This is a genomic window from Akkermansia sp. N21169 (assembly GCF_029854675.1).
Classification (GTDB): Bacteria; Verrucomicrobiota; Verrucomicrobiia; order Verrucomicrobiales; family Akkermansiaceae; genus Akkermansia.
The window spans coordinates 349,224-375,131 of the sequence record NZ_JARWNC010000041.1 but is presented as its reverse complement, the minus strand read 5'-3'; the positions used below and the strand labels follow the sequence as shown (position 1 = coordinate 375,131).

27 protein-coding genes are annotated in these 25,908 nt (G+C 53.5%); 13 read left to right on the top strand and 14 right to left on the bottom strand.

Annotated features, from left to right (window positions below):
* Positions 1 to 2: 2 nt before the first annotated feature.
* Complete coding sequence (gene infA, locus QET40_RS12045; RefSeq protein ID WP_280127513.1) at positions 3 to 203, bottom strand: translation initiation factor IF-1; 201 nt, start codon at positions 201 to 203, stop codon at positions 3 to 5.
* 620 nt (positions 204 to 823) lie between these two features.
* Between infA and rplM the strand changes: the two genes are divergently transcribed.
* Together rplM and rpsI are read left to right on the top strand one after the other, a co-directional pair.
* The gene (gene rplM / locus QET40_RS12040) at positions 824 to 1,255 is read left to right on the top strand and encodes a 50S ribosomal protein L13 (RefSeq protein ID WP_280127421.1); all 432 of its coding nucleotides are present in this window, start codon (positions 824 to 826) and stop codon (positions 1,253 to 1,255) included.
* A gap of 8 nt (positions 1,256 to 1,263) precedes the next feature.
* A complete protein-coding gene (rpsI, locus tag QET40_RS12035; RefSeq protein ID WP_280127420.1) occupies positions 1,264 to 1,659 on the top strand; it encodes a 30S ribosomal protein S9 in 396 nt (131 codons plus the stop codon).
* Between the two features lie 126 nt (positions 1,660 to 1,785).
* Here rpsI and QET40_RS12030 read toward each other — a convergent pair whose 3' ends face one another.
* The gene (locus QET40_RS12030; protein ID WP_280127419.1) at positions 1,786 to 2,223 is read right to left on the bottom strand and encodes a 23S rRNA (pseudouridine(1915)-N(3))-methyltransferase RlmH; all 438 of its coding nucleotides are present in this window, start codon (positions 2,221 to 2,223) and stop codon (positions 1,786 to 1,788) included.
* Positions 2,224 to 2,236: 13 nt separating this feature from the next.
* Positions 2,237 to 3,787: an excinuclease ABC subunit UvrC gene (locus QET40_RS12025; RefSeq protein ID WP_345783076.1), complete on the bottom strand. Its 1,551-nt coding sequence runs from the start codon at positions 3,785 to 3,787 to the stop codon at positions 2,237 to 2,239.
* Between the two features lie 123 nt (positions 3,788 to 3,910).
* Between QET40_RS12025 and QET40_RS12020 the strand changes: the two genes are divergently transcribed.
* The 6 genes from QET40_RS12020 to ispF are packed head-to-tail and all read left to right on the top strand — an operon-like array spanning position 3,911 to position 10,880.
* Positions 3,911 to 4,708 carry a MotA/TolQ/ExbB proton channel family protein gene (locus QET40_RS12020; protein WP_280127417.1) on the top strand — a complete coding sequence of 266 codons (798 nt, stop codon included), beginning with the start codon at positions 3,911 to 3,913 and terminating at the stop codon, positions 4,706 to 4,708.
* A 37-nt stretch (positions 4,709 to 4,745) separates the two neighbouring features.
* A complete protein-coding gene (locus tag QET40_RS12015) occupies positions 4,746 to 5,198 on the top strand; it encodes a biopolymer transporter ExbD (protein ID WP_280127416.1) in 453 nt (150 codons plus the stop codon).
* Positions 5,195 to 7,648: a tetratricopeptide repeat protein gene (locus QET40_RS12010; RefSeq protein WP_280127415.1), complete on the top strand. Its 2,454-nt coding sequence runs from the start codon at positions 5,195 to 5,197 to the stop codon at positions 7,646 to 7,648. The genes QET40_RS12015 and QET40_RS12010 overlap by 4 nt, the downstream gene beginning before the upstream one ends.
* 28 nt (positions 7,649 to 7,676) lie before the next feature.
* Positions 7,677 to 9,551 carry a transglycosylase domain-containing protein gene (locus QET40_RS12005; protein ID WP_280127414.1) on the top strand — a complete coding sequence of 625 codons (1,875 nt, stop codon included), beginning with the start codon at positions 7,677 to 7,679 and terminating at the stop codon, positions 9,549 to 9,551.
* Positions 9,552 to 9,572: 21 nt separating this feature from the next.
* Positions 9,573 to 10,340: an inositol monophosphatase family protein gene (locus tag QET40_RS12000; protein WP_280127413.1), complete on the top strand. Its 768-nt coding sequence runs from the start codon at positions 9,573 to 9,575 to the stop codon at positions 10,338 to 10,340.
* A gap of 21 nt (positions 10,341 to 10,361) precedes the next feature.
* The gene (gene ispF, locus QET40_RS11995) at positions 10,362 to 10,880 is read left to right on the top strand and encodes a 2-C-methyl-D-erythritol 2,4-cyclodiphosphate synthase (RefSeq protein WP_280127412.1); all 519 of its coding nucleotides are present in this window, start codon (positions 10,362 to 10,364) and stop codon (positions 10,878 to 10,880) included.
* Between the two features lie 83 nt (positions 10,881 to 10,963).
* On the opposite strand, the gene QET40_RS11990 is transcribed toward ispF, so the two are convergent.
* The 9 genes from QET40_RS11990 to QET40_RS11950 form a co-directional block, all read right to left on the bottom strand.
* On the bottom strand, positions 10,964 to 12,196 hold the full coding sequence (locus tag QET40_RS11990; RefSeq protein ID WP_280127411.1) for a DEAD/DEAH box helicase: 1,233 nt from the start codon (positions 12,194 to 12,196) through the stop codon (positions 10,964 to 10,966).
* A 246-nt stretch (positions 12,197 to 12,442) separates the two neighbouring features.
* Positions 12,443 to 12,955 (bottom strand): hypothetical protein, encoded by a 513-nt coding sequence (locus QET40_RS11985; RefSeq protein WP_280127410.1) that lies wholly within the window; start codon positions 12,953 to 12,955, stop codon positions 12,443 to 12,445.
* Positions 12,956 to 12,994: 39 nt separating this feature from the next.
* A complete protein-coding gene (nrdR, locus tag QET40_RS11980; RefSeq protein ID WP_280127409.1) occupies positions 12,995 to 13,486 on the bottom strand; it encodes a transcriptional regulator NrdR in 492 nt (163 codons plus the stop codon).
* Between the two features lie 312 nt (positions 13,487 to 13,798).
* Complete coding sequence (tpiA, locus tag QET40_RS11975; protein WP_280127408.1) at positions 13,799 to 14,563, bottom strand: triose-phosphate isomerase; 765 nt, start codon at positions 14,561 to 14,563, stop codon at positions 13,799 to 13,801.
* A 46-nt stretch (positions 14,564 to 14,609) separates the two neighbouring features.
* Positions 14,610 to 15,845: a 16S rRNA (cytosine(967)-C(5))-methyltransferase RsmB gene (gene rsmB, locus QET40_RS11970; protein ID WP_280127407.1), complete on the bottom strand. Its 1,236-nt coding sequence runs from the start codon at positions 15,843 to 15,845 to the stop codon at positions 14,610 to 14,612.
* Positions 15,846 to 15,946: 101 nt separating this feature from the next.
* Positions 15,947 to 17,515: a sulfatase-like hydrolase/transferase gene (locus QET40_RS11965; RefSeq protein ID WP_280127406.1), complete on the bottom strand. Its 1,569-nt coding sequence runs from the start codon at positions 17,513 to 17,515 to the stop codon at positions 15,947 to 15,949.
* A 132-nt stretch (positions 17,516 to 17,647) separates the two neighbouring features.
* Positions 17,648 to 18,940 carry an argininosuccinate synthase gene (locus QET40_RS11960; RefSeq protein ID WP_280127405.1) on the bottom strand — a complete coding sequence of 431 codons (1,293 nt, stop codon included), beginning with the start codon at positions 18,938 to 18,940 and terminating at the stop codon, positions 17,648 to 17,650.
* Between the two features lie 141 nt (positions 18,941 to 19,081).
* Complete coding sequence (locus QET40_RS11955; RefSeq protein WP_280127404.1) at positions 19,082 to 19,846, bottom strand: hypothetical protein; 765 nt, start codon at positions 19,844 to 19,846, stop codon at positions 19,082 to 19,084.
* A 113-nt stretch (positions 19,847 to 19,959) separates the two neighbouring features.
* A complete protein-coding gene (locus tag QET40_RS11950) occupies positions 19,960 to 20,133 on the bottom strand; it encodes a hypothetical protein (protein ID WP_280127403.1) in 174 nt (57 codons plus the stop codon).
* A gap of 215 nt (positions 20,134 to 20,348) precedes the next feature.
* Here QET40_RS11950 and rpsN point away from each other — a divergent pair, with 215 nt between their 5' ends.
* From rpsN to QET40_RS11925, 5 genes are all read left to right on the top strand, one after another.
* Entirely contained in the window at positions 20,349 to 20,618 is a 270-nt protein-coding gene (gene rpsN, locus QET40_RS11945) for a 30S ribosomal protein S14 (protein WP_280127402.1), read from the top strand.
* A gap of 84 nt (positions 20,619 to 20,702) precedes the next feature.
* Positions 20,703 to 20,963, top strand: a complete 261-nt coding sequence (locus QET40_RS11940; protein ID WP_280127401.1) for a zinc ribbon domain-containing protein — start codon at positions 20,703 to 20,705, stop codon at positions 20,961 to 20,963.
* Positions 20,964 to 21,041: 78 nt separating this feature from the next.
* A complete protein-coding gene (locus QET40_RS11935; protein ID WP_280127400.1) occupies positions 21,042 to 22,454 on the top strand; it encodes a hemolysin family protein in 1,413 nt (470 codons plus the stop codon).
* Positions 22,455 to 22,494: 40 nt separating this feature from the next.
* A complete protein-coding gene (locus QET40_RS11930) occupies positions 22,495 to 23,136 on the top strand; it encodes a ribonuclease HII (protein WP_280127399.1) in 642 nt (213 codons plus the stop codon).
* A gap of 16 nt (positions 23,137 to 23,152) precedes the next feature.
* Positions 23,153 to 23,557, top strand: coding sequence for a YraN family protein (locus tag QET40_RS11925; protein ID WP_280127398.1), 405 nt, complete (start codon positions 23,153 to 23,155; stop codon positions 23,555 to 23,557).
* Positions 23,558 to 23,624: 67 nt separating this feature from the next.
* On the opposite strand, the gene QET40_RS11920 is transcribed toward QET40_RS11925, so the two are convergent.
* Together QET40_RS11920 and QET40_RS11915 are read right to left on the bottom strand one after the other, a co-directional pair.
* Positions 23,625 to 25,040, bottom strand: a complete 1,416-nt coding sequence (locus QET40_RS11920) for a sulfatase-like hydrolase/transferase (protein WP_280127397.1) — start codon at positions 25,038 to 25,040, stop codon at positions 23,625 to 23,627.
* A 58-nt stretch (positions 25,041 to 25,098) separates the two neighbouring features.
* Entirely contained in the window at positions 25,099 to 25,908 is an 810-nt protein-coding gene (locus tag QET40_RS11915) for an indole-3-glycerol-phosphate synthase (protein ID WP_280127396.1), read from the bottom strand.

Here is a 25,908-nt window from a genome sequence, read left to right as displayed (position 1 = left end):
AATTAACCGATTCGGAACGTAATACGGGCTTTCGTCGTGTCATAGGGAGACATTTCCATGCGGACTTTATCTCCGACGACGAGACGGATAAAACGCTTGCGCATTTTGCCGGAGATGTGGGCGAGGACTTCGTGGCCACTTGGCAATTTGACGCGGAACATAGTGCCTGCAAGTACGGAACTGATGACGCCTTCGAGTTCGATTTGTTCTTCGGCATCGTTTTCATCCTTGGGCTCAGACTTTTTCCAATTGTTCTGATTGTGTCTGCCTCCGGATCTTGAACCTCCTCTTCTTTTAGGATGTCCCGGGCCGGATCTACCGCCGCCTGCTGTCGATCTGCCAGCGGGTACTCCTGTTCCTGGCTTTGCAGCGCCAGTGCCTGGTTTTGCTGCTCCCGGACGGGAACCGGGGGTTCCTTGGCGCGGTCCGGATGTACCGGCAGGTCGCGATCCGGGAGCTCCCTGACGCGGTCCGGAAGTGTTGCCGGGCTTTCCTGCAGGACGGTTGCCGTTCCCTGAGGGCCGGCCGGGTGATGAATTACTGGGAATAATAATGATCTCCTTGTTGAGTTACTATTGTGTGCGAAATCGCGCACGCGATCTAGTATAGATGATAAATTCCGATAGACAAGCATCTTGTGCCGAAGAAGGATTTTTCTTACCCGTTTGCTCGTTCTCTCGAGAATGGAGTGGGGCGGGAAATGAGAGAAAAAACAGGATAAGATGAAAATTCGATTGACATAAGTCCCGAATAACATTAGGTAACTTCACCCCTGATTGGAAGAAACGGCAAGAAGCCGAAAACGAGAACGAATAACGAAACCATGAAGACCTTCTCAGCCAAACCGCAAGAAGTAGAGCGCAAGTGGTATGTAATTGACGCTGCCGGCAAAGTGCTTGGTCGCGTAGCCGTGGAAGCGGCTAACATCCTGCGTGGCAAAAACAAAACGATTTTCACCCCGAACGTTGACTGCGGCGATTACGTCATCGTCATCAATGCCGATAAGGTTGTCCTGACCGGCAATAAGGAAAACGCCAAGATTTATACCCGTTTCTCGGGTTATGTTGGCGGGCAGAAAGTAGAGACGCCGAAAAAGATTCGCGCCCGTCGCCCGGAACTTCTTTTGGAGCTTGCTATTACTGGTATGGTGCCCCATACCCGTTTGGGGCGTGCCCAGGCTTCTAAACTGAAGGTTTATGCCGGTGCCGAACATCCGCATGAAGCCCAGCAGCCCATCGTTTACAACATCGACTAATTGCTATCATGAGTCAGACTACCCCCTACAATGCTACGGGCCGCCGTAAAACCGCCATCGCTCATGCCTGGCTGACGGAAGGTTCCGGTCGTATTATGATCAATGGCCGTACATTTGAAGAATATCTTCCGACTGTACAGCTTCAGAATTCTACTCTTCAGCCTTTCCAGGTGACCAACACAATGAATAAGTTCGATGTGAAGGTTGTGACCAAAGGCGGCGGTATTCATGGTCAGGTCGGAGCGATCCGCCTCGCTATTTCCCGCTCTCTGGTGCAGGTTGATGAAACGTTGCGTGCCCAGCTCCGTGAATACGGTCTGTTGACCCGCGATTCCCGTATGAAGGAACGCAAGAAGGCTGGTCGTCCCGGCGCTCGTAAGCGTTATCAGTTCTCCAAGCGCTAAAGCTTGGTCTCCAAGAAGGAGTTCTTCTTCCAAGGCAAGAGCGTTCCGTGCTGCACGGAACGCTCTTTTTGGTTTACGGTTTTATGCTCTTGAAAGAGAAATCTGGAGAAGGATGATGGACTGTATTTATCTGTGATAGGGCATACCGGCGAGGATGGTGTAAACCCGGTAGAGTTGCTCCATGAGGACGACGAGGGCGAGTTCGTGTTGAAGGGTTAATTTACTGAGGGCCAGAATGTGATCGCAGCGGGAACGAAGTGCCTGGGTATGTCCGTCGGATGCCCCGATGAGGAAGGCTACTTTCTTGATCGAATGGAGCTGCCACTGTTGCGTGTGCATGACGAATTGGGCGGTGGACCAGAGTTCTCCGCGCTCGTCCATGGCGATGCGCAGGCATCCTTCGCTGGCTGCAAGCAGGCGGGCGGAGACGTCTTCCGAGCTGCCGTCTTTAACGATTTTCAGCTCCGTTCTGCCGAAGGGGCGCAGACGTTCCGTATAGAGGCGGACTCCTTCCTTTGCGTAGGCCAGGGCGGGTTTACCGGCTGTAATGATAAGATATTGCATGTGAGGGAGATTTTTAATTGCTACGGAGCCAGGTGAGGAGTGATGCCGCCCAGTTTTTGGAGATACCTTTGATGGAGGCGATCTCTTCGGCATCAGCTTTTTTGAGTTTGGCAACGGTGCCGAAGTGTTCCAGTAGCATTTGCTTGCGGTGAGGTGTCATTCCGGGACAGTCGTCGAGGATACTTTCACGCATACGTTTGCGAAGGAGGAGTTCGTTGTATTTGTTGGCAAAGCGGTGGGATTCGTCGCGGATCCGCTGCATGAGTTTCAGTGCGCCCCGGTCATGGGAGATGGTGAGGGGTTCGCTTTGGTGGGGGAAGAAAATTTCTTCCCGCTGTTTGGCTAGGCCGACGACGGGCATGTCTTGAAGGCCGATTCTTTCCAGCTCCCGGAGAGCGTTGGACAATTGTCCTTTGCCTCCGTCGACGACGACGAGATCCGGTACTTTGATGGGAGCTTTGCCTTCCGCACCAAGTTGCTTGAGCCACGCGTAGAGGGACATTCCATCGGGACATTGATGGATAGCCTGGCTCTCTCCGAGAATACGGGAATAACGCCGGCGGATAACTTCCGACATGGAGGCAAAGTCGTTCTGTCCTTCTACGCTTTTGATCCGGTAGCGGCGGTAGGCCTGGTTATCCGGGCGGCCATGGGTGAATCTCACCATGGAGGCGACGATGTGGTTGGACGAGACGTTGGAGATGTCAAAGCACTCCATAATTTCCGGAGGGTGGTCCATACCGAGCAAGCGACCGAGTTCTTCCATGTCTTCTCGGGGCTTGACGGTGCCGGGAAGGTCGGGAGAACCTTTCATGAATCTCCGGGCCGGTTCCAGTGTTTTGACGAGATTGTCACGGATGTCGCGCAAAGTGGCCGCATCTTCAAAGCGCAGCTGGTCTGAGGCTTCCATCATTTCCTGCTCAAGTTCGTCAAGGATGGCCTTGCGTCCGGTACCTTCGAGAAGGCTGGCGGCAGTTTGGAATCGTTCGGCATAGTCTTCCTTGGTGATGCGGCCGATGCATGGCGCGGAACAGTTGCGGATAATGTCGGCGTGGCAATGGCGGAATTCGTTTTCGCCGGGGTTGCGGGCCTTGCAGATGCGGAGTCCGAATTTGCGGTTAAGCCATTCGATGGTTTCGGACAAGGCGTTTGCATGGGCGAAGGGACCGAAATAGCGGGCTCCGTCGTCGCGACGGAGACGGGTAAGCTGGAATCTGGGAAAATTTTCTCCTTTGGGAACGCGGATCAGCGGATATCGTTTGTCATCCTTCATTTGGATGTTGTAGCGGGGACGGTAGTCTTTGATCAACTTGCTTTCCAGAAGGAGGGCTTCTTGTTCGTTGCGCGTCTCGTAGTAATCGAAGGAAGCGATGGCATGGATGAGTGCCCTGGTCTTGTGGTTGGAAAGGGTTGCCGACGATGGGGAGAAGTAGTTGGCGAGTCTCCTTTTGAGGTCGCGGGCCTTGCCGACGTAGATAATTCCTCCCATGGAGTCTTTCATGATGTACACTCCTGGGGAATGCGGAGTCTTCCTCCACAGGTCTTTTGGCGAACTTTCCGGCATGATTACGGAAGCAATGTGTCACAATCGGCAAGAAAAGGGAACATTGCATCGTAACTTACCATAATATTTCATGGGCGATCCTTGCCTCTGCGCATGAAATAGGTATAATCACACACAACCAATATGAATTTTTCCCTGCTAGCTCAAACCGGGACCTCGCTCACCGATTTCGTTGCCGGTGACAAATCCTATACCATCATTGAACTTTTCAATATGGGCGGATTCATCATGTGGCCCATTCTCATTCTTTCAATTATTGCCGTTCTTGTCGTTGTTCTTGTCGTCGTGACAACGAGCTCTCGTGCTGTCCTGCCGGGCGGCATGGTGGAAAAGACGGAATCCCTCATCCGCAAGCGTGACATCAGGGGCTTGAGTGTCCTGTGTGCCTCGCGCGACTCCTGCTTTTCCAGAATTATGCTGGCTACGGCGGAATTCATAGAACGCAATCCCGATGCGTCCATTGACGAAATCCGTGAAGTCGCCTCTGCAGAGGGTGGCCGCCAGGCCGGGATGTTGACTCGTCAGATTTCCTGGCTTTCCGACATCGGCGCCCTGGCTCCGATGCTGGGGCTTCTCGGTACGGTTGTCGGGATGATGAGGACGTTTTTTGAGATTTCCAATGGCAACTTTGAAGGAGTCAAGCAAATGGAAATGGCCGGAGGTGTGGCTGAAGCTCTGATTACGACGGCCGGCGGTTTGATGCTGGGCATTCCAGCATTGGTTGCCTACGTGTATTTCCGTAGTCGTGTCAACAAGCGCATCGGTGATATGGAAGCTGCCGTGACGCACGATTTGACGGTTATTTCTATTCAGAATCAGCGTCGCAGATTGTACAATGATACGGGCCGTGGCATTGTGGAACAGGATCTCCCCAATATGGAAGTCGACGCGGCTTCTTTGAGAGATGTACGCGGTTTGTAATAAATGAATTAACGAACAAGGAAGATACTGCCTGCCCATGAAATTCCGCTACACCATGCCGGCTCCTGTCGGGTTCCAGCTGGCTCCCATGCTGGATATTGTATTCCTGCTGTTGATTTTCTTCGTGGTGACGCAGACGATTTCCCTGACGGAGCAGGATCTCAAGGTGAAAGTGCCTTCCGCCGAGCATGCGGAGAAGAAAGATTCCCGGGCAATCAATGAGATTATCCTCAATGTTCACAAAGATGGTCGTGTGACGATCAATCGCCAGGTCTACACGCTCGAACAACTTTATCCTAAACTGGTGACGATCGCCAAACTGGCGGAAAACCAGCCCGTACGCATTCGTGGCGATGCCGAAGCACCTTACCAGCATATTGTTGACGTGATGGATACCTGTCTGAAGGCCGGTATCTGGAATATGTCTTTCTCAACCAGAAAACCCGGATCCTACACGGGTCCCGAACAGTCCAAATCCTCAGGATCATGAAGTTCTCCCTACTGTCCAAAACTATTTTTGCTTCCTGTTCCGCCGCGTTTGCCGCGCCTTTTCTCCTTGCTCAGGAAGAAATTCCTGCCGCGCTGCCCGTCGAAGATGAAAATGCTACCTTGAAGGTTGATGAAAAGGCGGATCTCCTCAAACTCGGCGACATCCTGTATGCCCAGGCCCAAACTCCGGAAATGCGGAGAAATCCCGAAGAATACAAACGGAGCATGTTGCTGGCGGCTGAGCGCTACTCGGAATTTGTCCGCCGTTTCCCCGACGCTCAAGAAGCTCCTCTTGCCATGTACCGTTTGGCCAATTGCCTGATGGAGGCGGACCGCCGTGCGGACGCGTTCCAGACGTTCGCATCCATTCTGCAGCGGTATCAGGGTACGATTGCCGCTGCTGCGGCCTATCGTCTGGCTACGGAAGCCTACAAGGGGGCCGACTGGGCTAATGCCCAGCGTTTCTACGAAGCCGTGATCAAGAATGCCGATCGCCCGGAATTGAAGGTGGATGCCATGTACCGCCTGGGGCGCGTGTATCAGGAACTAGGTAAAAAAGCCGAGGCTGAAGCCCAATTCCGCGCGGTGAGCGACGATACCCAGGCCAGGCCGGAATTTCGCCAGTCCTCAGCCATGGCTCTTGCCGGGCTTTTGAGCGAAGAGGGAAAATATACGGAGGCCTATGACCTCTACAAGAATCTTTTGAAGATGGAAGGCCTTGATTCCAAGGTTCGAGGTACTGTCCTTGTCCAGGCGGCGACTCTCGCTTCCAAATTGAACAAGAGCAACGAAGCCAAGGCGTATTACAACACGATCCTCCGGACCCCCGAATTGGCCGGACAGGCGAATTCCGCGTTAATCGGGATCCTGACCGGCCTGTACAAGGCTGGCAAGTACAAGGATATTACCGACATGCACGAGCAGGGGACGCACGACTTCGAGGATAAAGCCCAGGAGGCGAAGCGCAAGATGCTGGTCGGTTTGGCCTATTTCCAGCAGAAGGACTATGACCGAGCCCGGATTCTTTTTGCCGGAGCGGAACACGTTTATCCGAATACGGAGCTGGCGATGGAGGCAGGATATCGAAAATTGCTCTGTATCAATGAACTTGATCAAGCTTCCCTTCCTCCTGCCGCCCAGTCGTTTCTTTCGGCCTATGCGTCTGCATTTCCTACGAGCGTGTGGCCGGAAATGGTGCGCCTGATGGTGGCGGAAAATCTATTCGACAAGAACCCGGGAGAAGCCGCCAAGTACTACGCAGCTATCCACACGGAAAAGCTTCCCGTCAAGATGCATGCCGACATCTTTTACAAGAGTGCCTGGGCGCTTGGAATGGCCGGTAGTCGTGCCGATGCCGTAAAACTTTGCAATCAGTTTATTGCGGATAATCCGAAGGACCCCCGTATTCCGACGGCGATTGCCTTTCGCGGTGACATGCAGATGTTGTTGAACAACGAGGCCCAAGCCTTGGATGACTTTGAAGAAGTGATCAAAAGATGGCCCCGGCATGAAGCTGCCGCCGCTTCCTGGCAGAAGGCTGCTCAGATTTACATGCGTCGCCAGGACATGACCAAGATGATCGACCATTATGAAGGGTTGCTCAAGAATTTTCCGAAAGCCATGCCGGCGGCTCTTGCCGAGGCTCGTTTTATGGTAGGACGAGGATATTTCGACAAGAAGGATTACGACAAGGCTATTCCTAATCTTGAGGAAGCCCGGACGCTGAATCCTGAAAAATACGGGGAGCAGGTTGGAGTCCTTCTTGTTCTGACGTATTATCAGCTTCAAAATGCAACCCAGCTTCGAGCTTCCCTGGAGGCTCTCAGCGACAAATATCCCAAATCCCTCCTTTCCATCCCGGAGGCTATTCCCGCCTGGCTGGGTTTGCAGGCATACAGTAGCAAGGACTACCGTATTGCCGACAAGTACCTGACGATTGCGACTCGCAACGACGAATTCAAGGATGCCAAGCGTGTGATCTGGAAAAACCTGGCTAAAGCACGTCTTGCCCTGAAACGCTATGACCGTGCCCTGGTTGCCGTCGACATGTATCTTGCCGAGGAGACCATGCCTTATCGTAAGGCGGATGCCTTGTTGGACAAGGCGTCCATCCTGCTGGGCATGACCAAGTACGATGAAGCCCGTAAAGTAGCGGAAGATGCTCTAACCCTTGGTGTGGAAGGCCCTCTGATGGCGTCCCTCAAAATTGTTTTGGGCGATATTTGTTACGCGGAAAAGAAGTTTGATGAAGCTGCCAAGTACTATGGGACGACGGCAGAGTTGTTCGTTTCCGACAAGGAGCTGAAGCCCCAGGCTCTCTACAAAGCCGCCGCCGCTTTGGAAAAAGCCGGTCGGTCTCAGGAAGCCGGTCAGTTCAGGAGTACGCTGGATAAGGAATTCCCGGGCTGGAAACCCAATGAAAACCAGGAATTGCCTGGTCAGGCCCGCTAGCTCCGGGCGTATCGTGCAATGATCCGCCATGTTTGAGGAAGGGAACAGGAAAAAGCGATGGTACGACTGGCTGGGTTTCTTCCCGGCTCGCGTAGTTCGTTTACTGTTGTTTCTCGGTCTCATCCCGCTGGGTATTGCGATCATTCTGGGAGTTTATGCCTATCGTGCCAACAGCTTCGATCTTGACGAAATTACGACCCGGCTCGAAAATTGCCTCGCCTATGATAGTCAGGGGAAACTGATTGGTCCGCTTTCCACGGAAGCGCGTGTCAATGTGTCCCGGGAGGATTTGCCTGAATGTCTCGTCCATGCTTTCATTGCACGTGAAGATGAGGATTTTTTTGATCATGGCGGTATTGTCTATACGTCCATGATTCGCTCCATGTTGCGCAATCTGACGTCCATGTCCTATGCCCAGGGTGGCTCTACTATTACCATGCAGCTTGCACGGAACTGCTATGAGTTGAAAGATAAGACCATTGACCGCAAGATTCTGGAAATGGCCTTGTCTCGCCGGATTGAATCCAGGTTTGACAAGGATACGATCCTGACATCCTATTTGAACAGGATCTATTTCGGTCAGCGTTGTTATGGCGTGGCCCAGGCGGCGAGAACTTATTTCGGCAAAAAGGTATCCGATCTTAATCTCGCCGAGTGTGCAACCTTGGCCGGCCTGGTGCGCGGTCCCTCAATTTTCAACCCAGTTACGGACAAAGCGGCTTCTATTCGGGAGCGCAACGATACGCTGGATCGCATGGAAGCCTGCGGTTTTATTTCTCCCGAGGAATGCGAAGAAGCCAAAGGAGCTCCGATGGAATTACGCAAGACCGGAGACGATTTCATGATGTCCTATCCCGCCATGTGGATTGCCGGAGAAATGGAACATCTTCAGGAGGAAAGGGAGGAAGAGACATCCAGCCTCATCGTCTTGACTTCTTTGGATCTCGAAGAACAACGTGAACTGGAACGTTCCTGTGAAAACGAATTGAGGGAACTGGAGGCAAGTCCCGTCTGGAAGGATCTCCCCAAGCGGGTAGATGCCAAGGCCGAAGGATGTATTCAGGTAGCGGCTATGTGTGTGGAGTCTTCAACGGGGCATATTCTGGCCGTCGTTGGCGGCCGCTGCCCCCTCGACGGTGTGGACCGCTGGCATGCGAAGAGAAAGGCAGGTTTCCTGTTCGTTCCTCTCGTGAATCTCGGAGCTGCGGACCGGGGAAGGAATATTATACGGAATGCGCCTGTAGCTACCGGTCGCGCCGTCGGTTATCGCAGAACCAAGGAAATTGCCGAGATGGCGGGGATCCGGGCGGAGATGCCGGATAGCGACGATTTATATAGCGGTCAGTTCGACATGATGATGGCAGATGCCGTTCGGTCCTTGATGGTTATTCAACAAAAGGGTCGTAATGTGCCATTGAACGCTATTATGAAGGTAGCGACCGGCAGGAAGGCCCTCGTTTTTTCTTCGGATCAGAATCACGAAGACGAAGGTCGGGAGATTCTCCCTCGCGAGGCCGCCCGTATCGTTTCGGGATTGCCTCCTTTTTCCCTGAATATACGGACGAAGCTGCTTTCCCTGCAAGGCCGGTTACCTGATGGAGGAGGTTTTTTTTCCGCCCGCATGGGAGGGAGGCGTTCGGTGTTTGTCTGGGTCGGGTTTGATCGCGACGGTGCGGTTTATGAATCAAAGAAGGGTGTTGCCTCCTCTATGTCTTCTCTCTCTTCCCGTTTGTCGATGAAACTTTATACGGCGATGATGGATCGCTATAAGCAGGCGGAAGCCAGGAAAAAGGGGCAGATGCAAAAGGAACAGGAAGTTACGGATAACCGGGATATCCCGCCTGCCGACTCTTCCTCTCATTCAGATGGAGAGGCAAATGCGTCTTCCGGTCAACAGTCTTAATTCTCAATTACTCTAACTACTATGATTACATATTCTCCGGAGATGGCTGTTGCCATTCAGGCAGCAAAATCGGCAGGTGCTTTCCTCAAAGAACATTTTGACGATACCAAGAAGGTGGATGAAGAGAGTCAGAATGACATCAAGATCGAGCTGGACAAACTCTCTCAGAATTTGATTACGGGAATCATCCTCGGTGCTTTTCCCGAACACTCCGTTTTGGGAGAAGAAGGCCGTGCGGGGAATAGCGGTTCCGATTGTGAGTGGATCGTGGATCCCATCGACGGGACGGTGAACTATTATTACGGTATTCCGTGGTTTTGCGTTTCCATTGCTTTGCGCCGTCGGGGTGAAATTGTCCTGGGTGTTATTTACGACCCCATGATGGATGAATGCTGGCATGCGGAAAAGGGCGGACCCGCCTGTAAGAACGGGAAAGTTATTTCCTGTAGTTCCCGGACAAAGATGGCGGAAGCCGTTGTCTTTGTTGGACACGGTAAAACGGACGGTTCGAAGGAAAAGGGCATCGAACGCTTTGCGAAAGTCGCCTGGAAGGTACGCAAGGTACGCAACAACGGTTCCGCCGCCCTCGCTATGGCGTACATTGCTTGCGGGCGTTTTGATGCTTATGTGGAAAGCGTCATCTCCATCTGGGACATTGCGGCAGGCAAGATTCTTGTGGAAGCAGCGGGCGGTACGGTGATCCTGGATCCGAAACCGGAAAATCCGGAGCAATTCGCCATCATTGCCTGGAACGGCCATATTCCTATTGTAGAATCCCTCGAAGAATAATTTAAACCAATACCATTCATTATGAGTAGCGCGCAGACCATGCTTCATCTGTCGGGAATCGGTTATGATATCCACCGTTTCGCCGAACAACCCCGTCCCCTGATGCTGGGAGGCGTTCATATCCCGGAAGGGAAGGGACTGGATGGACATTCCGATGCGGATGTACTTTGCCATGCCATCGCCGATGCCATTCTTGGTGCCGCCGGATTGCCCGACATCGGTTTCTGGTTTCCTCCCGGGGATCCCTCCTGCAAGGATATCTGCTCTTTGGAGATTGTTTCCAAAGCGGTAGACGAAGTTCGTAGACAGGGAGGTCGCATTGTCAACGTGGATTCCTCTATCATTGCCGAGGCTCCGAAAATTGCTCCGTATCTGGAAGCGATGAAACAGCAACTTGCCTCTGTCCTCGTCTTGCCGACGGTTCGTGTCGGCATCAAGGCGACGACGAACGAACGACTCGGTTGCATTGGCCGTGGAGAAGGTATAGCGGCGTTCGCAGTGGCCTCCATTATGCTCCCGGAAGTACGGGATCTTGATTGATTTTCCTTCTTTACCCGAATGTGAACAGCCGGCAGGGTAGGAAACTTTGCCGGCTGCGTTTGTTTTGTTTCAAAAGGGTGTGATCAACCGCGTCTACGGGAGAAGTCGCGTCTCCTGCTACGAGATTTTGAGGCGGGGACGGAGGGCTCTTTTACAAGAGGCCTAGGTTCCGGCCCGCTGTTTTTATGCAGGGGCAGTCTTTTGCCGATTAGCTTCTGAATGTCCCGGCAGTAGGGAACTTCATCCGGTGAGCAAAAAGACAGAGCCTGTCCTTCTGCTCCGGCTCTTGCTGTGCGGCCGATGCGGTGGATGTATACTTCCGGTTCATTCGGCAGATCGTGGTTGATGACGAGGTTGATTCCCTTGACATCGATGCCGCGTGAGGCGAGATCGGTGGCGATCAGGATGGGAGTGTCTCCCGTTTTGAATGCTTTCAGCATGCGTTCGCGCGCTCCCTGGGTTTTGTCTCCATGGATGGCGGAGGAGGGAAACTCGTTTTTCGTCAGGAATTTGGCTAGACGGTCGGCGCCATGCTTGGTACGTGTAAAGATCAGGACTCGGTCGTCGTTCTGATGGGTTTCCTGAAGGAGAGTCAGAATATAGTTCTTTTTGTCGGCCTGGGTATCGACATGGTAGATGCTTTGCTCAATCTTGTCGGCCGTCATCGTGGGAGGGGTGACGGCTACCGTTTCGGGATTCCGGAGCATTTGTTCGGCCAGCATGCGGATTTTTGGCGGCATGGTAGCAGAGAAAAGCTGGGTGTGCCGTTGCGGCGGCAACTTGGCGGCAATCTTTTTGATGGCCGGGGCAAACCCCATGTCCAGCATGCGGTCGGCTTCGTCGAGAACGAGGACTTCGACCTCCGACAGGTTGACATTGCCGCGCTCCATGTGGTCCATCAGGCGTCCGGGGGTGGCGACCAGAATGTCGAGTCCGCGGGACAGAGCCTTTGTTTGCGGGCTATAGCCGACGCCGCCGAACATGACTGAGGATGTGATGGAAAGGCCGCGGGAATAGGAGATGATGTTATCGTAGATCTGCTGGGCAAGCTCGCGGGTCGGGCTCAGGATGAGCGAGCGGATTTTGCCTTTGCGCAACGGTACACGTTGCATTGAGAAGCGTTGGATCAGGGGCAGGGCGAAAGCAGCCGTTTTGCCGGTGCCTGTCTGAGCGAGACCGATGATGTCCCTGCTTTCCAGCAGGAGCGGGATGCAGGCCGCCTGGATGGGGGTGGGTGTCTTATAGCCGAGCCCGGTCAGGGCGGCGAGGATGGGAGCGCGCAAACCGAGCTCCTCGAATGATGTAATAGATGCCATGTAGATGGTGGATATGATGAGCGGCGTTTGCGACAAGCAATGCTCAACGATGGCGCGAATGCGCCGAAAAGCAAACCAGGTTTTTCTCTGTGGAATAAACCAGATGAAGTGAACGCCCGTACCCGGATTGTGAAGAGGCATCGCAAGCGATAGCCGTTTTCTCGGTTAAAACCGGGTACGGTGGAAAATAAACCACACGGGCAGAGACCTGTCACTGTAAATATACGATTTCCGTGACAGCGGTCCTTACTCCCGATAACGGGAAAGGATAAAGTGGATTTCTTCGAGCAGGGCTTCGGAGCGCTTGTTCCAGTGGCGGCTTCCCTGGATTTCCAGCACACATTCGCGTTCTCCGGTGAAGCGGTAGTGGGTGAGGCCCTTGCTGCGCAGGGTGGAGAGTTCGCGGTTCAAATCGTTGGCGAAAAAAAGGAGCAGAGGGTTGCGCCGTGCAATCTCGTCGATGTTGACGCTTACGGGGGGGGACATCTCCGGCAGGTGTGCAGCCAGCTTTTCCATACCTACCTCTTGCAGCATGGAACGGATTCTTTTGTAGAGCATGTCGATGGGCATCACTTCCCAGGGGCAGCTTTCCTCCAGATACGTTAGGACGGCGGCGACAAGATCGTCACGGAAGGGAAGTTCCATTTCCAATTCGTCAGCCGCTGCATCGAGGGCATCGGCCAGCCATCCGAAGTTGTAGTCGGAAATGAGGCAGTCTCCAATACGGAGGATAGGACGTTTGCTTTTAAAGCAGATCATGGAAGAAGGGAGGGTAGGGAGTCCGGGGTTGTTGCCGTATTACAGGATAGGGAGCTTGCGCTGGAGGGGATCATTGGTGCTGTGATGCTGCATCTGGCTGATTTCCTGAATGAATTCCTCTACATTCTGGAACTGACGGTATACAGACACATAGCGGATGTAGGCCACCGGATCGATAGCGTAGAGTTTTTCGATGACCTTCTTCCCAATCTCGTTCGAGGGTACTTCGCGCAGGTGGTCGCGATGAAGCTCGGAAACGATCTCATCGGCTGCGCGGTCGAGCTGGTCCATGCTGACCGGCCGTTTTTCGCACGCTTTTACCATGCCCCGGAGGATTTTCTCGCGGTTCAAGGCTTCTCGCAGGTTATCGCGCTTCACGACTCGAAGTTCGGTTCGTTCAATCTGTTCGTAGGTCGTATAACGGTAATCGCACTTCAGGCAGACACGACGGCGACGGATGGTCGTGCCGTCCTTCGACATTCGCGAGTCGATTACCTTGTCTTCAAGATATCCGCATTGTACGCATCGCATGATGATACTATATGTACAACATAGGGTATTGTCTAATCATTTTATATAGCAAATATTGTACACAAAGGTAAATATTCAAGTTATCCAAAGTGAATAACCCGCCTTCGATTGTGAAGAAGTTCCGGGAGGATATTCATAGCAGAAGAAGGGAATCCTTGCTTTGCAAGGCAAGAGGCCACGATGGCATTGTGAATATCTTTTTTCGGTACGACATGCAGGATCTTGGAGGAACATGCGGTCTCCTGAAACGAAAAAGCCCGGGCAGGGATGAACCGTCCGGGCTTTGGATAAATGGTGTGAGCCTGAGTGGGCTTATTTGTCGAATTCGACGAGAGCCGTGAAGGAATCGGGCTTCAGGGCGGCCCCGCCAACGAGAGCTCCGTCGATGTCGGGCTGGGCCATGAGTTCCTTGACGTTGTCAGGCTTGACGGAACCGCCGTACTGGATACGGACCTTGTCGGCCGTGACGGGGCAATAGATGTCGGCGAGGACTTTGCGGATGAAAGCATGGGCTTCCTGGGCTTCCTTGGAGGTAGCGGTGAGGCCGGTGCCGATAGCCCAGACGGGTTCGTAGGCAATGACGATGTTGGCTGCCTGTTCGGCAGGGATGTCTTTCAGACCGCCGGTGAGCTGTGTGGTAAGGACTTCTTCGAGTCTGTTGCCGAGGCGTTCGTCCTTGGTCTCACCGATGCAGAAGATGGGAGTGAAGCCATCGGCGATGGCCTTCTTGATCTTGGAGTTGATGATGGCATCGGTTTCACCGTAGTACTGGCGACGTTCGCTGTGGCCGAGAATGATGTAGGAAACGCCAAGTTCCTTGAGCATCGTGGTGGAGATTTCACCGGTGAAAGCGCCGTTGTCCTTATCGGAAACGTTCTGGGCGGAGACTCCGACGACCGGATTACCCTTGAGCTCGGCAACGACGGTGGGAATAGTGACGAAGGGAGGGGCGATCACAACGTCGCAGGAGAGCTGCTTGCCGTCGATGTTCTTGAGGAATTTATCGATGAAGGCGGTGGCTTCAGCCGGGCCGACGTTCATTTTCCAGTTGGCTGCAATGATGGGTTTGCGGGACATGGTTGATATTGAGTTGGGGGTGATTGTTGCCGAAATCGGCGGAAGGTCAAGCACGGATGAGCAGGGCTGCATAGGCCCCGTCAGACATTTCGCGGAAAGGTAGGGCGAGTTGTTCCTTTTGGAAGGTGAAGTCGGGATGGACGGCCAGGAATCGGTCGATGACGTCCCGGTCTTCTTCTCGATCGATGGAACAGGTGGAGTACACAAGGCGTCCTCCGGCTTTGACGGAGGCGGCCGCTTGCTCCAGAATGAGGAGCTGGATGTCGGCAAGACGGGATATTTCCTTGGGTGTGAGTCTCCAGCGGACATCGACTCTTCTCTGGATGACCCCGGTATTGGAACAGGGGACATCAAGAAGAACGGCGTCGAAGTAACCCTTCCAGCAGGGAGGACAGGGCTGTGTCCAGTCGGCCTGGGCGGTTTCCACGAGATCGGAACCTTGGCGTCGAAGGTTATCGAAGAGGACAGGCAGGCGGTGCGCATGCATGTCGGTGGCTGTGAGAAGGGCTTGCCCGTGAGTGGCGGCAATGATGGCTGCGGATTTGCCGCCGGGGGCTGCGCAGGCGTCCAGGATACGTTCCCCGGGTTTGGGATCCAGAAGCTCTACGGCATAGCGCGTGGAAGGGTCGGCGACATAGAGGGCTCCGGAACGGATGTCGTCCAGGGGCAGAGGACCGTTGACGGAATACCAGCCGGGAATGTTGTCAAGCGGGACGAGGGAACGGGGATCGTCCGCCAGTTCGATCAAGGGGTTGCGGCGGACATAGAAAGAGGGCGGCTGGTTATTAAGTTCCAGCATGGCAATCGTATCTCTCTCTCCGAAGGCCTCAATCCAGCGGGAGACGAGCCATTTGGGGGTAGAAAAACGGATGTCGAGGGGGAGGGTGTTCCGTTCGGCCAGGAGTTCTTCTTCGCGACGGAGGGCGTTGCGGAGAATGGCGTTGACGAGACCGCGCGTTTTTTCGGGAGCGATATTGACAGTTTCGAAGACGGCTGCGTGTTTGGCGAGGCGCATGAGAAAGATTTGACAAAGGCCGATTTCCAGGATGATGCGCGTTTGCTGATCGAGTCTGCCTTGTCTGAGATTCCCCAGAACATAGTCGAGCCATGTTTTGTTGCGCAGAACGCCGAAGACGACGGCCTGCATGAGGTTGCGGTCGCTTGTAGCCAGTCTGGCTTTGTCGGCCGTCTGATCGATGATTGTCTCCGCAAAGGCATTACCTGCTTCCCATTTCTGGAGGCATTGCAGGGCGACTTGACGGGGTGTAGGGTTCTTTTCCACTGGCGCGAGGGTATCACAGGGACCGGGAATGTACAAAGCAGAATCCGGAGCAGATAGGGAAGAATCAAGGAAGTAGCGGGAAATTCCGGTGGCAGCGCAATTCAGGATTTATCCTGACGCGGGCTGCCGACTTCACGTTTGTACAGATCTTGCATATGCCGGAGCTTGTCCGGTTGTTCCGTGGCAAGATTACGACGTTCTCCCGGATCTTTGGTGAGGTTGAAGAGAAGCCAGTCGTTGCCTTTTCTGGTCAGTTTCCAGCCATCTCTGGTGATAACGCTGTGGTCGATGACGACATGCTGGTGTTCTTTCTTGATCGGTTTGCCCTGCAGGACAGGGGCATAGGAGACGGAATCCTTGCCTGCCGGCATCGGAATGCCGGCAAGTTCCGCGAATGTCGCCATGTGGTCGTAGTTAGCAATCATACTACGGCAGACTTTACCCTGGGGGATAGTACCGGGACAGGAGACAATGAGAGGAATCCGGATGCCTCCTTCGTGATTGGTCCACTTGAGCCCGGCCAAATCGACCATTTTCCCGTTCAGTCCGATGGTTCCCCTGTTGGCTCGGAAAACGTCAAGTACTTCTCCCGTGGCATCAAGAATACCGCCATGATAGTTCAGTCCTCGCCCTCGTCCCTTATCGGTTCGGTAGTAGATTTCGTGACCGTTGTCGGCAGCGAAGATGAAGATGGTATGATCCGCGATACCGAGTTGCTTGGCTTTGTTGACGAGGGCTCCTACCTGGTTGTCGAGCTTGGCGACCATGGATGCGTATTCTTCGGCAGCAGCGGCGCATTCGCGATTGTTGCCGGAGGCACTTGCATAGGCATCCCGGATGACGGTGTTGTCGCGGTAGATGTTTTCATGGGGCGGGATGTCGACAGGGCCATGGGGGAGGTTGGTGGAAAAAAACAGGAAGATGGGTTTTCTCCGGTTTGCCTCCATGAAGTTGAGAGCTTCCTTCAGCATGACGTCGGGAGCGTAGGTTTCTTTACCTTTTCGGTTTCCGCGGCGTTTAGCCGTGGCTCCTTCGGCATATTGTTCTGGAGTAACTCCGGCATCGATGCGCGTGTTGCCGGGTAGGGGGAGGATACCTCCGTCTTTCCAGAGAAAAGTCGGGTAGAAACCATGGGCGCGTTCATGATCCATGTAGCCGGTGTAATGGTCCCATCCATGGCGTTTGAGTTCGCCGGGCCAAGTGGTAAACCCCCAGTCGAGCTTGCCGAACTGCCCGGTGACGTAGCCGGCTTTCTTCAGGAGTTGAGGCAGGAAAACTTCATTGGGCGAGGGCTTAATGGTAGAAGCGGACTCCGCTTTTTGAGAAAATTCCTCCGGCGACCACTTGTTTTGTTCCATGGCTGTGACAAGTCCGCCCCGGGTTTGCGTGTAGGAATTGGCATGGCTGTCGTGGACGCCCATCAACAGGCTGGCCCGCGCCGGACAACAGTACTGGCTGCTGTATACGCGCGTAAAAGTGATGCCCTGGTCTGCGAGACGATCAATGTTTGGAGTCTTGACGATTTGCTGACCGTAGCACCCGAGCATTCCCATGCCAAGGTCATCTGCATAGATGAAGACAATGTTGGGTTGCCGCGGTGAAGCGCTATGGGATTGAAGGCTGCCTGCGACCAGGAGCAGAAAGAGGAAAAGGAGAATGGGGAGTCTCATCACTATGTATACGTAACAGGAAGGGGATGTCTTTCACAGACTGAAATCTGTCAATCTTGCCAGGAAAACAAAACCGCCCGGGATGGAGTCCCGGACGGTTGGATGCAAAAAGTGCTGTGGATATGAAAAACCTTAGTTGCCGTAAGGCTTGTTAGCTCGACTGAACTGCTTAAGACGAAGTCCGTTAAGAGAGATGAATCCCGTAGCGTCATCTTGGTTGTACAGTTCTTCGTGACCGCCTTCCATTGTGGCGATGTCTTCGGAGTAAAGTGTGTTGGCGGATCGGCGTCCGGCGAACATGACGTTGCCCTTGTAGAGCTTGAGACGGACTTCACCGTTAACGGTTTCCTGAGTCTTGGTGACAAGAGCCTGAATAGCTTCGCGTTCCGGGGAGAACCAGAAGCCGTTGTACACGGCGGAGGCGTAGTCCGGGATCAGGGAGTCGCGCACTTTCTGGGCTTCGCGGTCCATGGTCAGGGTTTCAATATCGCGGTGTGCGGCGAGGATGATTGTACCTCCGGGGGTTTCGTAGATACCGCGGCTTTTCATGCCGACAAAGCGGTTTTCGACGATGTCGACGCGACCGATGCCGTTGCGACCACCCAGTTCGTTGAGGACGTACATGACGCCGAGCGGGGAAAGGAGGGTGTAACCGTCGCGTTCGCCCAGGGGCTTCACATTGTGCTTGGCCAGGATTTCAGCCATTCCTTCGCACTGGATGCCGACGATATTTCCCTTTTCAAAGAGGCACTGGATGTACTCGGGCTTGTCGGGTGCGTCTTCCGGAGCGACGGAGAGGACGTACATGTTTTTGTCCACTTCCGTGGTGCCGTCGTACCAGGTGTCTTCAAGCATGCCGGCTTCAAAGGAAATATGAAGCAGGTTGCGGTCCATGGAGTAGGGCTTCTTGAGGGACTGGCGGATCGGGATGTTGTGCTCTTCGGCGTAGGCGATCATTTCCGTACGCCCGGGGAACTGCTTGCGGAATTCAGCGTCGCGCCACGGAGCGATGACCTTGATGTTGGGTGCCAGTGCATTGGCTGCAAGTTCAAAGCGAACCTGGTCATTGCCCTTGCCGGTGGCACCGTGTGCAATGGCATCGGCACCTTCCTTGATGGCGATGTCGAGCATGTTGCGCGTGATGCAGGGGCGGGCGATCGAGGTACCAAGCAGGTAACGGCCTTCGTAGAGGGCGTTGGCCTGGAACATCGGGAAGATGTAGTTCTTGGCGAAGTCTTCCTTCAGGTCGTCGATGTAGCACTTGGAAGCGCCGGTCTTGAGGGCCTTTTCTTCGAGGCCGTCGAGTTCTTCTTCCTGACCTACGTCTGCGCAATAGGCGATGATTTCGGCGTTATATTTTTCCTTGAGCCACTTCAGCAAAACGGAAGTGTCAAGACCACCAGAGTAAGCAACGACGATTTTCATAATTGATCGGAAATAGTCCTTGGGGACTCTGCATCATTTTCATGGCCGGGGAAAGCCCAAACTGCACAAAACTGAACGTTTTTCGCAGAATGACATTCTTCCTCGTCCCGCCGCGAGGCATTTGTTCTTCGGGAGGCGGACTTATTCATGGGATGATTCGTCGATTTTCAGCGATGATTCCCGGGCATCGGGAGCGGAGTCGAAGGGCGTTTTGACGAACTTGCGGTTGAGCCGTTCACCGGAATCCATGTTGATGCGGTCGAGGAGTACGTCGATCAGCGTTTTGTACACCACGAACTGTTCCTCTGGAGGCATTTTCCCGTTGAAGGCGAGGATGGTCAGTTGGTGGAGACGGTGCAGGGCTTCCAGTTGGTAGTATTTTTTCCAACCAGAATCGGGTTCAGGAATCCCGGCAAATTGGATCATGGCGTCTTTGTGGATGAGAGTGCTTCCGGCATGTTCATATTGCCACTTTGCCAGAGCCGTTCGGAAGTGAATGTTTTTGTCGTGATGCGGGAACCATGATCGGACGAGCATGCCGAATGTGATATCCTCGACGATTATCTCGGGAACCTCCCCTCCGTAGCTTTCCCCGCCTTCCAGGGTCAGTGCCTGGTTGGGGAGCTCGTTTTTCGGTGCGGCATTCTGACCGGGGCAGAGGAATGAGGCGTCCATGCCTTCCGGGAAGTAGTTGATGATTTTGAAAGGATTCAGAAGATCTTCCCCACTCTGGGCATCATCGACGGTTGCCAACAGTTGGACGTAAACGCGCGCGGCTTCATCATGCCGCCTGTCGCATTGCAACCCTATGGCAGTCTGGCGCAGGGAATCGGGTGATTGGTGGGTGCAGGATGCCAGAAACAATGCCAACAGGGCAACGAGTGGGAGGAGGTAGCGGTGGAACATGGCGGATCCTTGAAAAAGATGGATGATGGGGTAGACGAGTTGCAGGGACTTTGACGATACACCGTCACGGGAGGTAAACTTTTTTTAGTAAAATCGATTATTTTACACGGTTTTTACAATGCGGGGCACAATGTGGCAGTGGGCGGTGAGTTTCCATGGCAGGGCGTCTTCGAGAATGAAGCTTGCGCCTCCGTTTCCTTGTCGTTCTCGGAAGTGTCGGGGTAGACCGCCCGAGCGGCAATAGACCATACGGTAAGAAGGATGATGGAAGCTGGAAATCCTTTCATAATGGGGGATTTGGAGTAATAGGGTTGCCGCCCAGTGAATCGGGAATACAGTGAACAATAATATGCAAAAATTGTTCCAAAACTCAAGTCGGAAAAACGGAAATAAGCCCCCTTGCGACGCCCGGTTCAAGTCCGTGAAAAACAAAAAATTATCGTGTTGAGGAAAAAATCGCTTGCAATTGGGACCGAATCTGCCTATCTAAGCCCCCCGAACTATGGCTAAGAAGAGCTGGATTGAAAGAAATAAGAAGAAGGAAGAGACCGTCAAGCGTTACGCCGAGCTGCGTGCGCAGTTGAAGGCCGAGAAGGATTATGTTGGTTTGACCATGTTGCCCCGCAACGCCAGTCCGACCCGACTTGTCAACCGTTGTCTCGTTTCCGGTCGTCGTCGTGCATTTATCCGTCGTTTTAAATTGTCCCGTATCGCGTTCCGCGAGCTGGCCAACGCCGGTATGATTCCCGGTGTGACCAAGTCTTCTTGGTAAGACGCTGACAATTTCAGCCTTACTTGGTACGAAAAAAATATTTTCATGGCGCGGGGCGGGTGTATACTAGCCTCGCGTCTTATTATGCCTATTTACGAATATATTTCCGAGCACGCCGAAGATCCGGACATGTCCTGTCCGGTATGTCGTCGCGGTTTCGAACTGAGACGGCCTGTGGATCGTGCCCCGCTTGAACAGTGCCCGATGTGCAAGCATCCGGTGCGTAAGGTGATCAGCAGGGTCAATGTCCCCAGCATCACCAAACCCCTGTCCGTTTCCGATGCGAAGGCGGCAGGATTTACTGTTTTGGAAAAACGGGACAAAGGTGTTTATGAAAAGCTGTGACGGAGGTCGGAGTTATCCCGGTTTCCTGTCCCTGCTTGATGGCACCATGGCGTTTTCTCCAATTCAAGAACACAACACATGACAGATATAGACCCTCTGAGTATTCTTGCGTCCATTGGGGACGCTGAAATTCCGGATACGTTTCCGGGGTTGGGTGAAATTCTGCTGGTTCTCGCCGGCATTGCATTCTTCTTGTTGCTGAATGCTTTCTTTGTGGCAAGCGAATTTTCCATTGTCAAAGTACGGGAAAGCCAGTTGCAATCGGATGACTCGGAGGCAAAGCAGATACGCCACAAGCTGTCGACCGCGCTGAGTGTCGTCCGGCATCTGGATTCCTACCTTTCCGCGACGCAGGTTGGCATTACGCTGGCATCTCTTGCCTTAGGTTTCCTGGGCGAACCTCTTGTGGTGAAATTGTTGGCGCCGACGTTGAAAATGACGGGGTGGATGAGCGATACGATGATCCGCATGATTTCAATGGCGGTAGCGTATGCACTGTTTACTTTTGCCCATGTCGTACTTGGGGAACTTGTGCCCAAGTCGGTGGCGATTCGTTATACGTACCAAACGGCTCTGTTTACGGCACCGATTCTTCATGGTTTTTACATCGCATTCAAATTCGTGGTGTCTGCATTCAATGGCACGGCCAATTTTATTCTCAAGTATTTCCTGAACATCAATCCCGATGAGATCAGACACACCGTTCACAGTTCCGATGAACTGGCTTTGCTGGTGGCGGAGAGCGAACGCTCTCAGGAAGTGACTCCTACGGAGGCGGAGATATCGAAAAACGCATTGGAATTGAATGAGATGTGCGCCAAGGACATTTTGACTCCGCGGAGTGAAGTCGATGTGCTTGATCTGGAAGAGAGCTATGAGGCGAATTGGGAAATTGCCCGGACATCCCGCCATACGCGTTTCCCTCTGGTGCATGGGAATCATCTGGACGATGTCAAAGGATGGGTGCATGTGAAGGATCTCTTGAAACAGGTGGGGCAGGCCAATCCGGATTTGATGAGCATCCGCCGCGAATTGAAGGTTGTGCCGGATACGATGCCTCTGGATACGCTGCTGACCTTTTTCCTCCGGGAGAGGACCCACTTTGCTCTTGTGGTCGATGAGTTTGGCGATTCCCTGGGACTTGTGTTTCTTGACGATGTGCTGGAACAAATTGTCGGGGAGGATATTCAGGATGAATTCGATCAGGACGATATGCGTGAATTTGTCCAGACCGGCCCGGATGACTATGTGGTCAGCGGTGCCGTGACGCTGTTTGATCTGGCGGATTATTTACCCGATTTGGATCTTGAGTGTCCCGGTGTGACGACGTTCGGCGGCTATATTACCCACGAACAAGGACATATCCCCGAGGAAGGGGAGGAAGTGCAAATTGGCCGCTATCTTGCTCGGGTTACGGGGACGGACGGACGGCGTGTGACGCAGGTAAGACTGAAGAAGGTTTGCAAAGAGAACGAAGACGGCGATATCTGAAGCCTTGCATTCAAGTCTTGAACCGGGTTCAATCCCGTTCATGGAAAAACGTGCCCACACTTATCCGACTCTTCGGCCCGAACATGAAGCCCGGGTCGAAGGTTATGCTTGTATTGCCGGCGTGGATGAGGCGGGGCGGGGTCCCCTGGCTGGTCCCGTTGTGGCAGGAGCTGTGATTTTACCTCCGGGATGTGCGGTGCCTGCCGGATTGGACGATTCCAAGAAGCTGACGCCGGTTCGAAGGGAGCGTCTGTTTGCCGAATTGTTGGAGAGCTCCGGAGTTGTGCATGGGGTCGGTTTGGCGACTGTCGAGGAAATTGACCGGATCAATATTCTAAAGGCGACCCATCTGGCTATGGCCCGTGCCGTAGAAGCATTGGGCGTAGCGGTGGATTTTTGTCTGATTGATGGATTGCCCGTGCCGGGGTTCCCTTATTTGCACCGTGCTATCGTCAAAGGCGACTCAATTAGTTTGTCGATTGCTGCAGCAAGTATTCTTGCCAAGGTGACGAGGGACCATATGATGGAGGAAGCGGACAGGGAATACCCCTTGTACGGATTTGCCAAACACAAAGGATATGGGACGAAACAGCATTTGGAAGCGTTGCTCAGGCATGGGCCTTGCCCGTTGCATCGCCGCTCGTTTGGGCCGGTTGCACAATTGGAACTGCCGTTTGTCTGATTCCTCCGGGCAAACCATGTCTTCATCTTCCATCGGATTGTACGGCGAGATGGTGGCGGAATCCCGCTTGCGTGCCGGAAAATGTTCTATTCTCCGGAAGAACTGGAAGATCGGTTCCGCCGGTGAGTTGGATGTTGTCTGCCGGGATGGAGACACGTTGGTATTTGTGGAGGTCAAAACGCGAACCTCCCATTCTGTGTGGGAAGCTATGCGCTCCGTTGATAAAAAAAAGCGGGAGTTGATCCGTTCCGGAGCGCATGCCTGGCTCCGGCTGCTCAATGACCGCGACGTGCCATACAGGTACGATGTGATGGAGATTTATTTATTTATGCGAAGGGGAAAAGCCGGAGATCCATTGGATCCGGGCCGCGTTTGGAGATTGCGACAGCAATGTCTGAGACTACCTGCTATTCGTATTTGAACGAACGGACCCGGGAAAGGAAGTCCTTGCCCGGGCCGGAAATGATGAGGGAGATGGGGAATACCGTTTACGGGGCCTCGTCTTTGAGAGAAGCGTTGAATTCCTTGATCTTCTTTTTCATGAACTCAACGATTTCGGGGTGTTTGTCGGCAACATTGGTTGTTTCGGCAATGTCCGTGGAGAGGTCGTAGAGCAGGGGCTTGTCCATAGTTGCTTTGACAGGCGGGGAATTGTGGTCGGTGATTTTCTTTTGTCCCCAGAGTTGAGAGAATGTATCAATGTGGAGTTTCCAGTTTTTCCAGTGGACGGCCATGGCTTTGTTGGTTCCCTTGCCGGTTTGGATTAGGACGTAATCGTCGTCTTCGATTGTTTTTCCTCCGAATTTGGGATTCAGGATGTGAGCTATACTGTGTCCGTCCGCATGGCCGTGGGGTTTGAACTCCTGTTTGGTCAGCGTGCAGAGGGTGGGATGAATATCCAGAACGCTGGCAATGGAATCATTCGTTTGTCCGGGTGAGATGACGCCCGTCCAGCGGAAGATTCCCGGGACGCGGACACCGCCTTCGAAGTTGGAGCCTTTGCCGTCGCGGAATGGCAGGGCGGTGCCTCCCTGATCCCCTTTGATGAGCCAGGGACCGTTGTCGGAGGAAAAAATGACCAGAGTGTTTCTGCCGATACCGGCTTTGTCGATCGTTCCGAGCAGTTGTCCCATGCAATGATCAATTTCCTCGATGACATCGTCATAGATTCTTCCGGAAGAAGATTTGCCGCGGAAGTCCTTACCGGGATGCAGAGGGTAGTGCGGCATGGATGTGGCAAGGTAGAGAAAGAACGGGCGGTTTTTGTTCTTTTTGACGAAGTCGCATGCCAGGTTGAAGTAGTACTGGGTGAGTTTGTCTTGTTCGACGGGGTTTTCCAGAACCTTGGCCGAAGGATATGCCTTGGAGTCTCCCGGTTGCTGGATAAGTGGGGTCGGCGTCATGTCATTGGAGTAGGGGATGCCGATGTAGGTGTCGAACCCGTGAGCGCATGGCAGGGACTTGGTATCCATACCGTTGGCCTTGTTCGTAACGCCCAGATGCCATTTGCCAATCATTCCCGTGACGTAGCCTGCCTGTTTCATGGTTTCGGGCACGGTTTGTTCTTCGGGCTTGATATATTCGGCATTCTGGGGAGAAAGGACCCAGCGTTTTAAGCCTGAGCGCGCCGGACTTTTACCCGTCATCAATGCATAGCGGCTGGCCGTGCAGGCGGGAGAACCGCTGTAAAAATGGCTCATGAAGAGACCCTCGTCCTTCATCTTGTTCAGATGGGGTGTTTTGACGTTCTTGTTGCCGGTAAATTCGAAATCGCCGTACCCGGAATCGTCCAGATAGACAATGACAACATTCGGCTTGTCCAAAGGTGCTCGCCCCATGGCCGGCATGGCGGGAATAGCAGCTCCGAGTATGCAGAGAGGCAATAATTTTTGAAGAAAAGACATAGGAAAGATCAATTAATTCCCAAGTCTTTTGATCTGATTATTCAGTCATGTCAAGCCGTTAGTTCCCGTCTGTACTTTCAGCACCGGAAAGACGTACGTTGCGGATGGCGGCGATGAGATCCTGAGGAATGTTTTGACGCATCAGGGTTTCTCCAATGATGACTCCATTGCAACCGGCTTCCAGGAGACGCCTGGCATCTTCGACGGTGCCGATGCCTCCGGTAGCCAGGACGACCGTCGAGGAGGGAAACTCGTCAATCAGGAATTCGGTGAGGTCGGGATCGGTTTCCCATGTGTGGAGATTCCGATGATTGATGCAGATCAGGTCGGCGTTCAGGTCCAGGGCTTGTTCTACATCTTCCAAGGAGTGGACTTCCACCATGGCGTCCAGGCCGAGTCCGGTTGCCAGGGAATATAAGTCGCGGAGATCGGTTTGTCCGAGTGCTCCGGCTACGAGGTTGACGGCATCCGCTCCACTGACGATCGCCTGGCAGATTTCCGCCGGATGTGTCCAGATTCCGCGGGCCAGTACCGGAACCGGGCTGATGCGGGAAATAGTGGAGAGGTCGACTAGGCTGCCGTCGAACAACGTACTTTCCGTTACGATGGAAATACCCTGTATACCTCCTTCAAACATTCTTCCTGCCACTGTCTGGATCGGTTCGCTCCCGGTGCCGGCATCGGACTTTGGAAGAGTACGGGCAAGCTGTGCGACGACGGAAAGTCTGTCTTCTCCAAGGTCGACAGCTGTTTTGAATCCAGCGTACTCATTGCGCAGGATAGCGGCGGCACGGAGCTTCCCTTCCAGAGGAAGCAGTTTTTTAAGACGAATTTTGTGATGTTCCAGAAGAGTGTCGAGATAATCCAT

Excerpts from the sequence above, each read along its gene's own strand:
- QET40_RS11950 (WP_280127403.1), bottom strand. The coding sequence starts at position 20,133 with ATGAAAGGATTTCCAGCTTCCATCATCCTTCTTACCGTATGGTCTATT.
- QET40_RS12000 (WP_280127413.1), top strand. The coding sequence starts at position 9,573 with ATGATTACATATTCTCCGGAGATGGCTGTTGCCATTCAGGCAGCAAAA.
- ispF (WP_280127412.1), top strand. The coding sequence starts at position 10,362 with ATGAGTAGCGCGCAGACCATGCTTCATCTGTCGGGAATCGGTTATGAT.
- QET40_RS11960 (WP_280127405.1), bottom strand. The coding sequence starts at position 18,940 with ATGAAAATCGTCGTTGCTTACTCTGGTGGTCTTGACACTTCCGTTTTG.
- QET40_RS11955 (WP_280127404.1), bottom strand. The coding sequence starts at position 19,846 with ATGTTCCACCGCTACCTCCTCCCACTCGTTGCCCTGTTGGCATTGTTT.
- QET40_RS11930 (WP_280127399.1), top strand. The coding sequence starts at position 22,495 with ATGGAAAAACGTGCCCACACTTATCCGACTCTTCGGCCCGAACATGAA.
- QET40_RS12025 (WP_345783076.1), bottom strand. The coding sequence starts at position 3,787 with ATGCCGGAAAGTTCGCCAAAAGACCTGTGGAGGAAGACTCCGCATTCC.
- QET40_RS11935 (WP_280127400.1), top strand. The coding sequence starts at position 21,042 with ATGACAGATATAGACCCTCTGAGTATTCTTGCGTCCATTGGGGACGCT.
- QET40_RS11920 (WP_280127397.1), bottom strand. The coding sequence starts at position 25,040 with ATGTCTTTTCTTCAAAAATTATTGCCTCTCTGCATACTCGGAGCTGCT.
- QET40_RS12010 (WP_280127415.1), top strand. The coding sequence starts at position 5,195 with ATGAAGTTCTCCCTACTGTCCAAAACTATTTTTGCTTCCTGTTCCGCC.
- QET40_RS12030 (WP_280127419.1), bottom strand. The coding sequence starts at position 2,223 with ATGCAATATCTTATCATTACAGCCGGTAAACCCGCCCTGGCCTACGCA.
- rplM (WP_280127421.1), top strand. The coding sequence starts at position 824 with ATGAAGACCTTCTCAGCCAAACCGCAAGAAGTAGAGCGCAAGTGGTAT.
- QET40_RS12020 (WP_280127417.1), top strand. The coding sequence starts at position 3,911 with ATGAATTTTTCCCTGCTAGCTCAAACCGGGACCTCGCTCACCGATTTC.
- QET40_RS11985 (WP_280127410.1), bottom strand. The coding sequence starts at position 12,955 with ATGATCTGCTTTAAAAGCAAACGTCCTATCCTCCGTATTGGAGACTGC.
- QET40_RS11940 (WP_280127401.1), top strand. The coding sequence starts at position 20,703 with ATGCCTATTTACGAATATATTTCCGAGCACGCCGAAGATCCGGACATG.
- QET40_RS12015 (WP_280127416.1), top strand. The coding sequence starts at position 4,746 with ATGAAATTCCGCTACACCATGCCGGCTCCTGTCGGGTTCCAGCTGGCT.
- QET40_RS12005 (WP_280127414.1), top strand. The coding sequence starts at position 7,677 with ATGTTTGAGGAAGGGAACAGGAAAAAGCGATGGTACGACTGGCTGGGT.
- QET40_RS11990 (WP_280127411.1), bottom strand. The coding sequence starts at position 12,196 with ATGGCATCTATTACATCATTCGAGGAGCTCGGTTTGCGCGCTCCCATC.
- rpsN (WP_280127402.1), top strand. The coding sequence starts at position 20,349 with ATGGCTAAGAAGAGCTGGATTGAAAGAAATAAGAAGAAGGAAGAGACC.
- QET40_RS11965 (WP_280127406.1), bottom strand. The coding sequence starts at position 17,515 with ATGAGACTCCCCATTCTCCTTTTCCTCTTTCTGCTCCTGGTCGCAGGC.
- QET40_RS11925 (WP_280127398.1), top strand. The coding sequence starts at position 23,153 with ATGTCTTCATCTTCCATCGGATTGTACGGCGAGATGGTGGCGGAATCC.
- nrdR (WP_280127409.1), bottom strand. The coding sequence starts at position 13,486 with ATGCGATGCGTACAATGCGGATATCTTGAAGACAAGGTAATCGACTCG.
- tpiA (WP_280127408.1), bottom strand. The coding sequence starts at position 14,563 with ATGTCCCGCAAACCCATCATTGCAGCCAACTGGAAAATGAACGTCGGC.
- QET40_RS11915 (WP_280127396.1), bottom strand. The coding sequence starts at position 25,908 with ATGGATTATCTCGACACTCTTCTGGAACATCACAAAATTCGTCTTAAA.
- rpsI (WP_280127420.1), top strand. The coding sequence starts at position 1,264 with ATGAGTCAGACTACCCCCTACAATGCTACGGGCCGCCGTAAAACCGCC.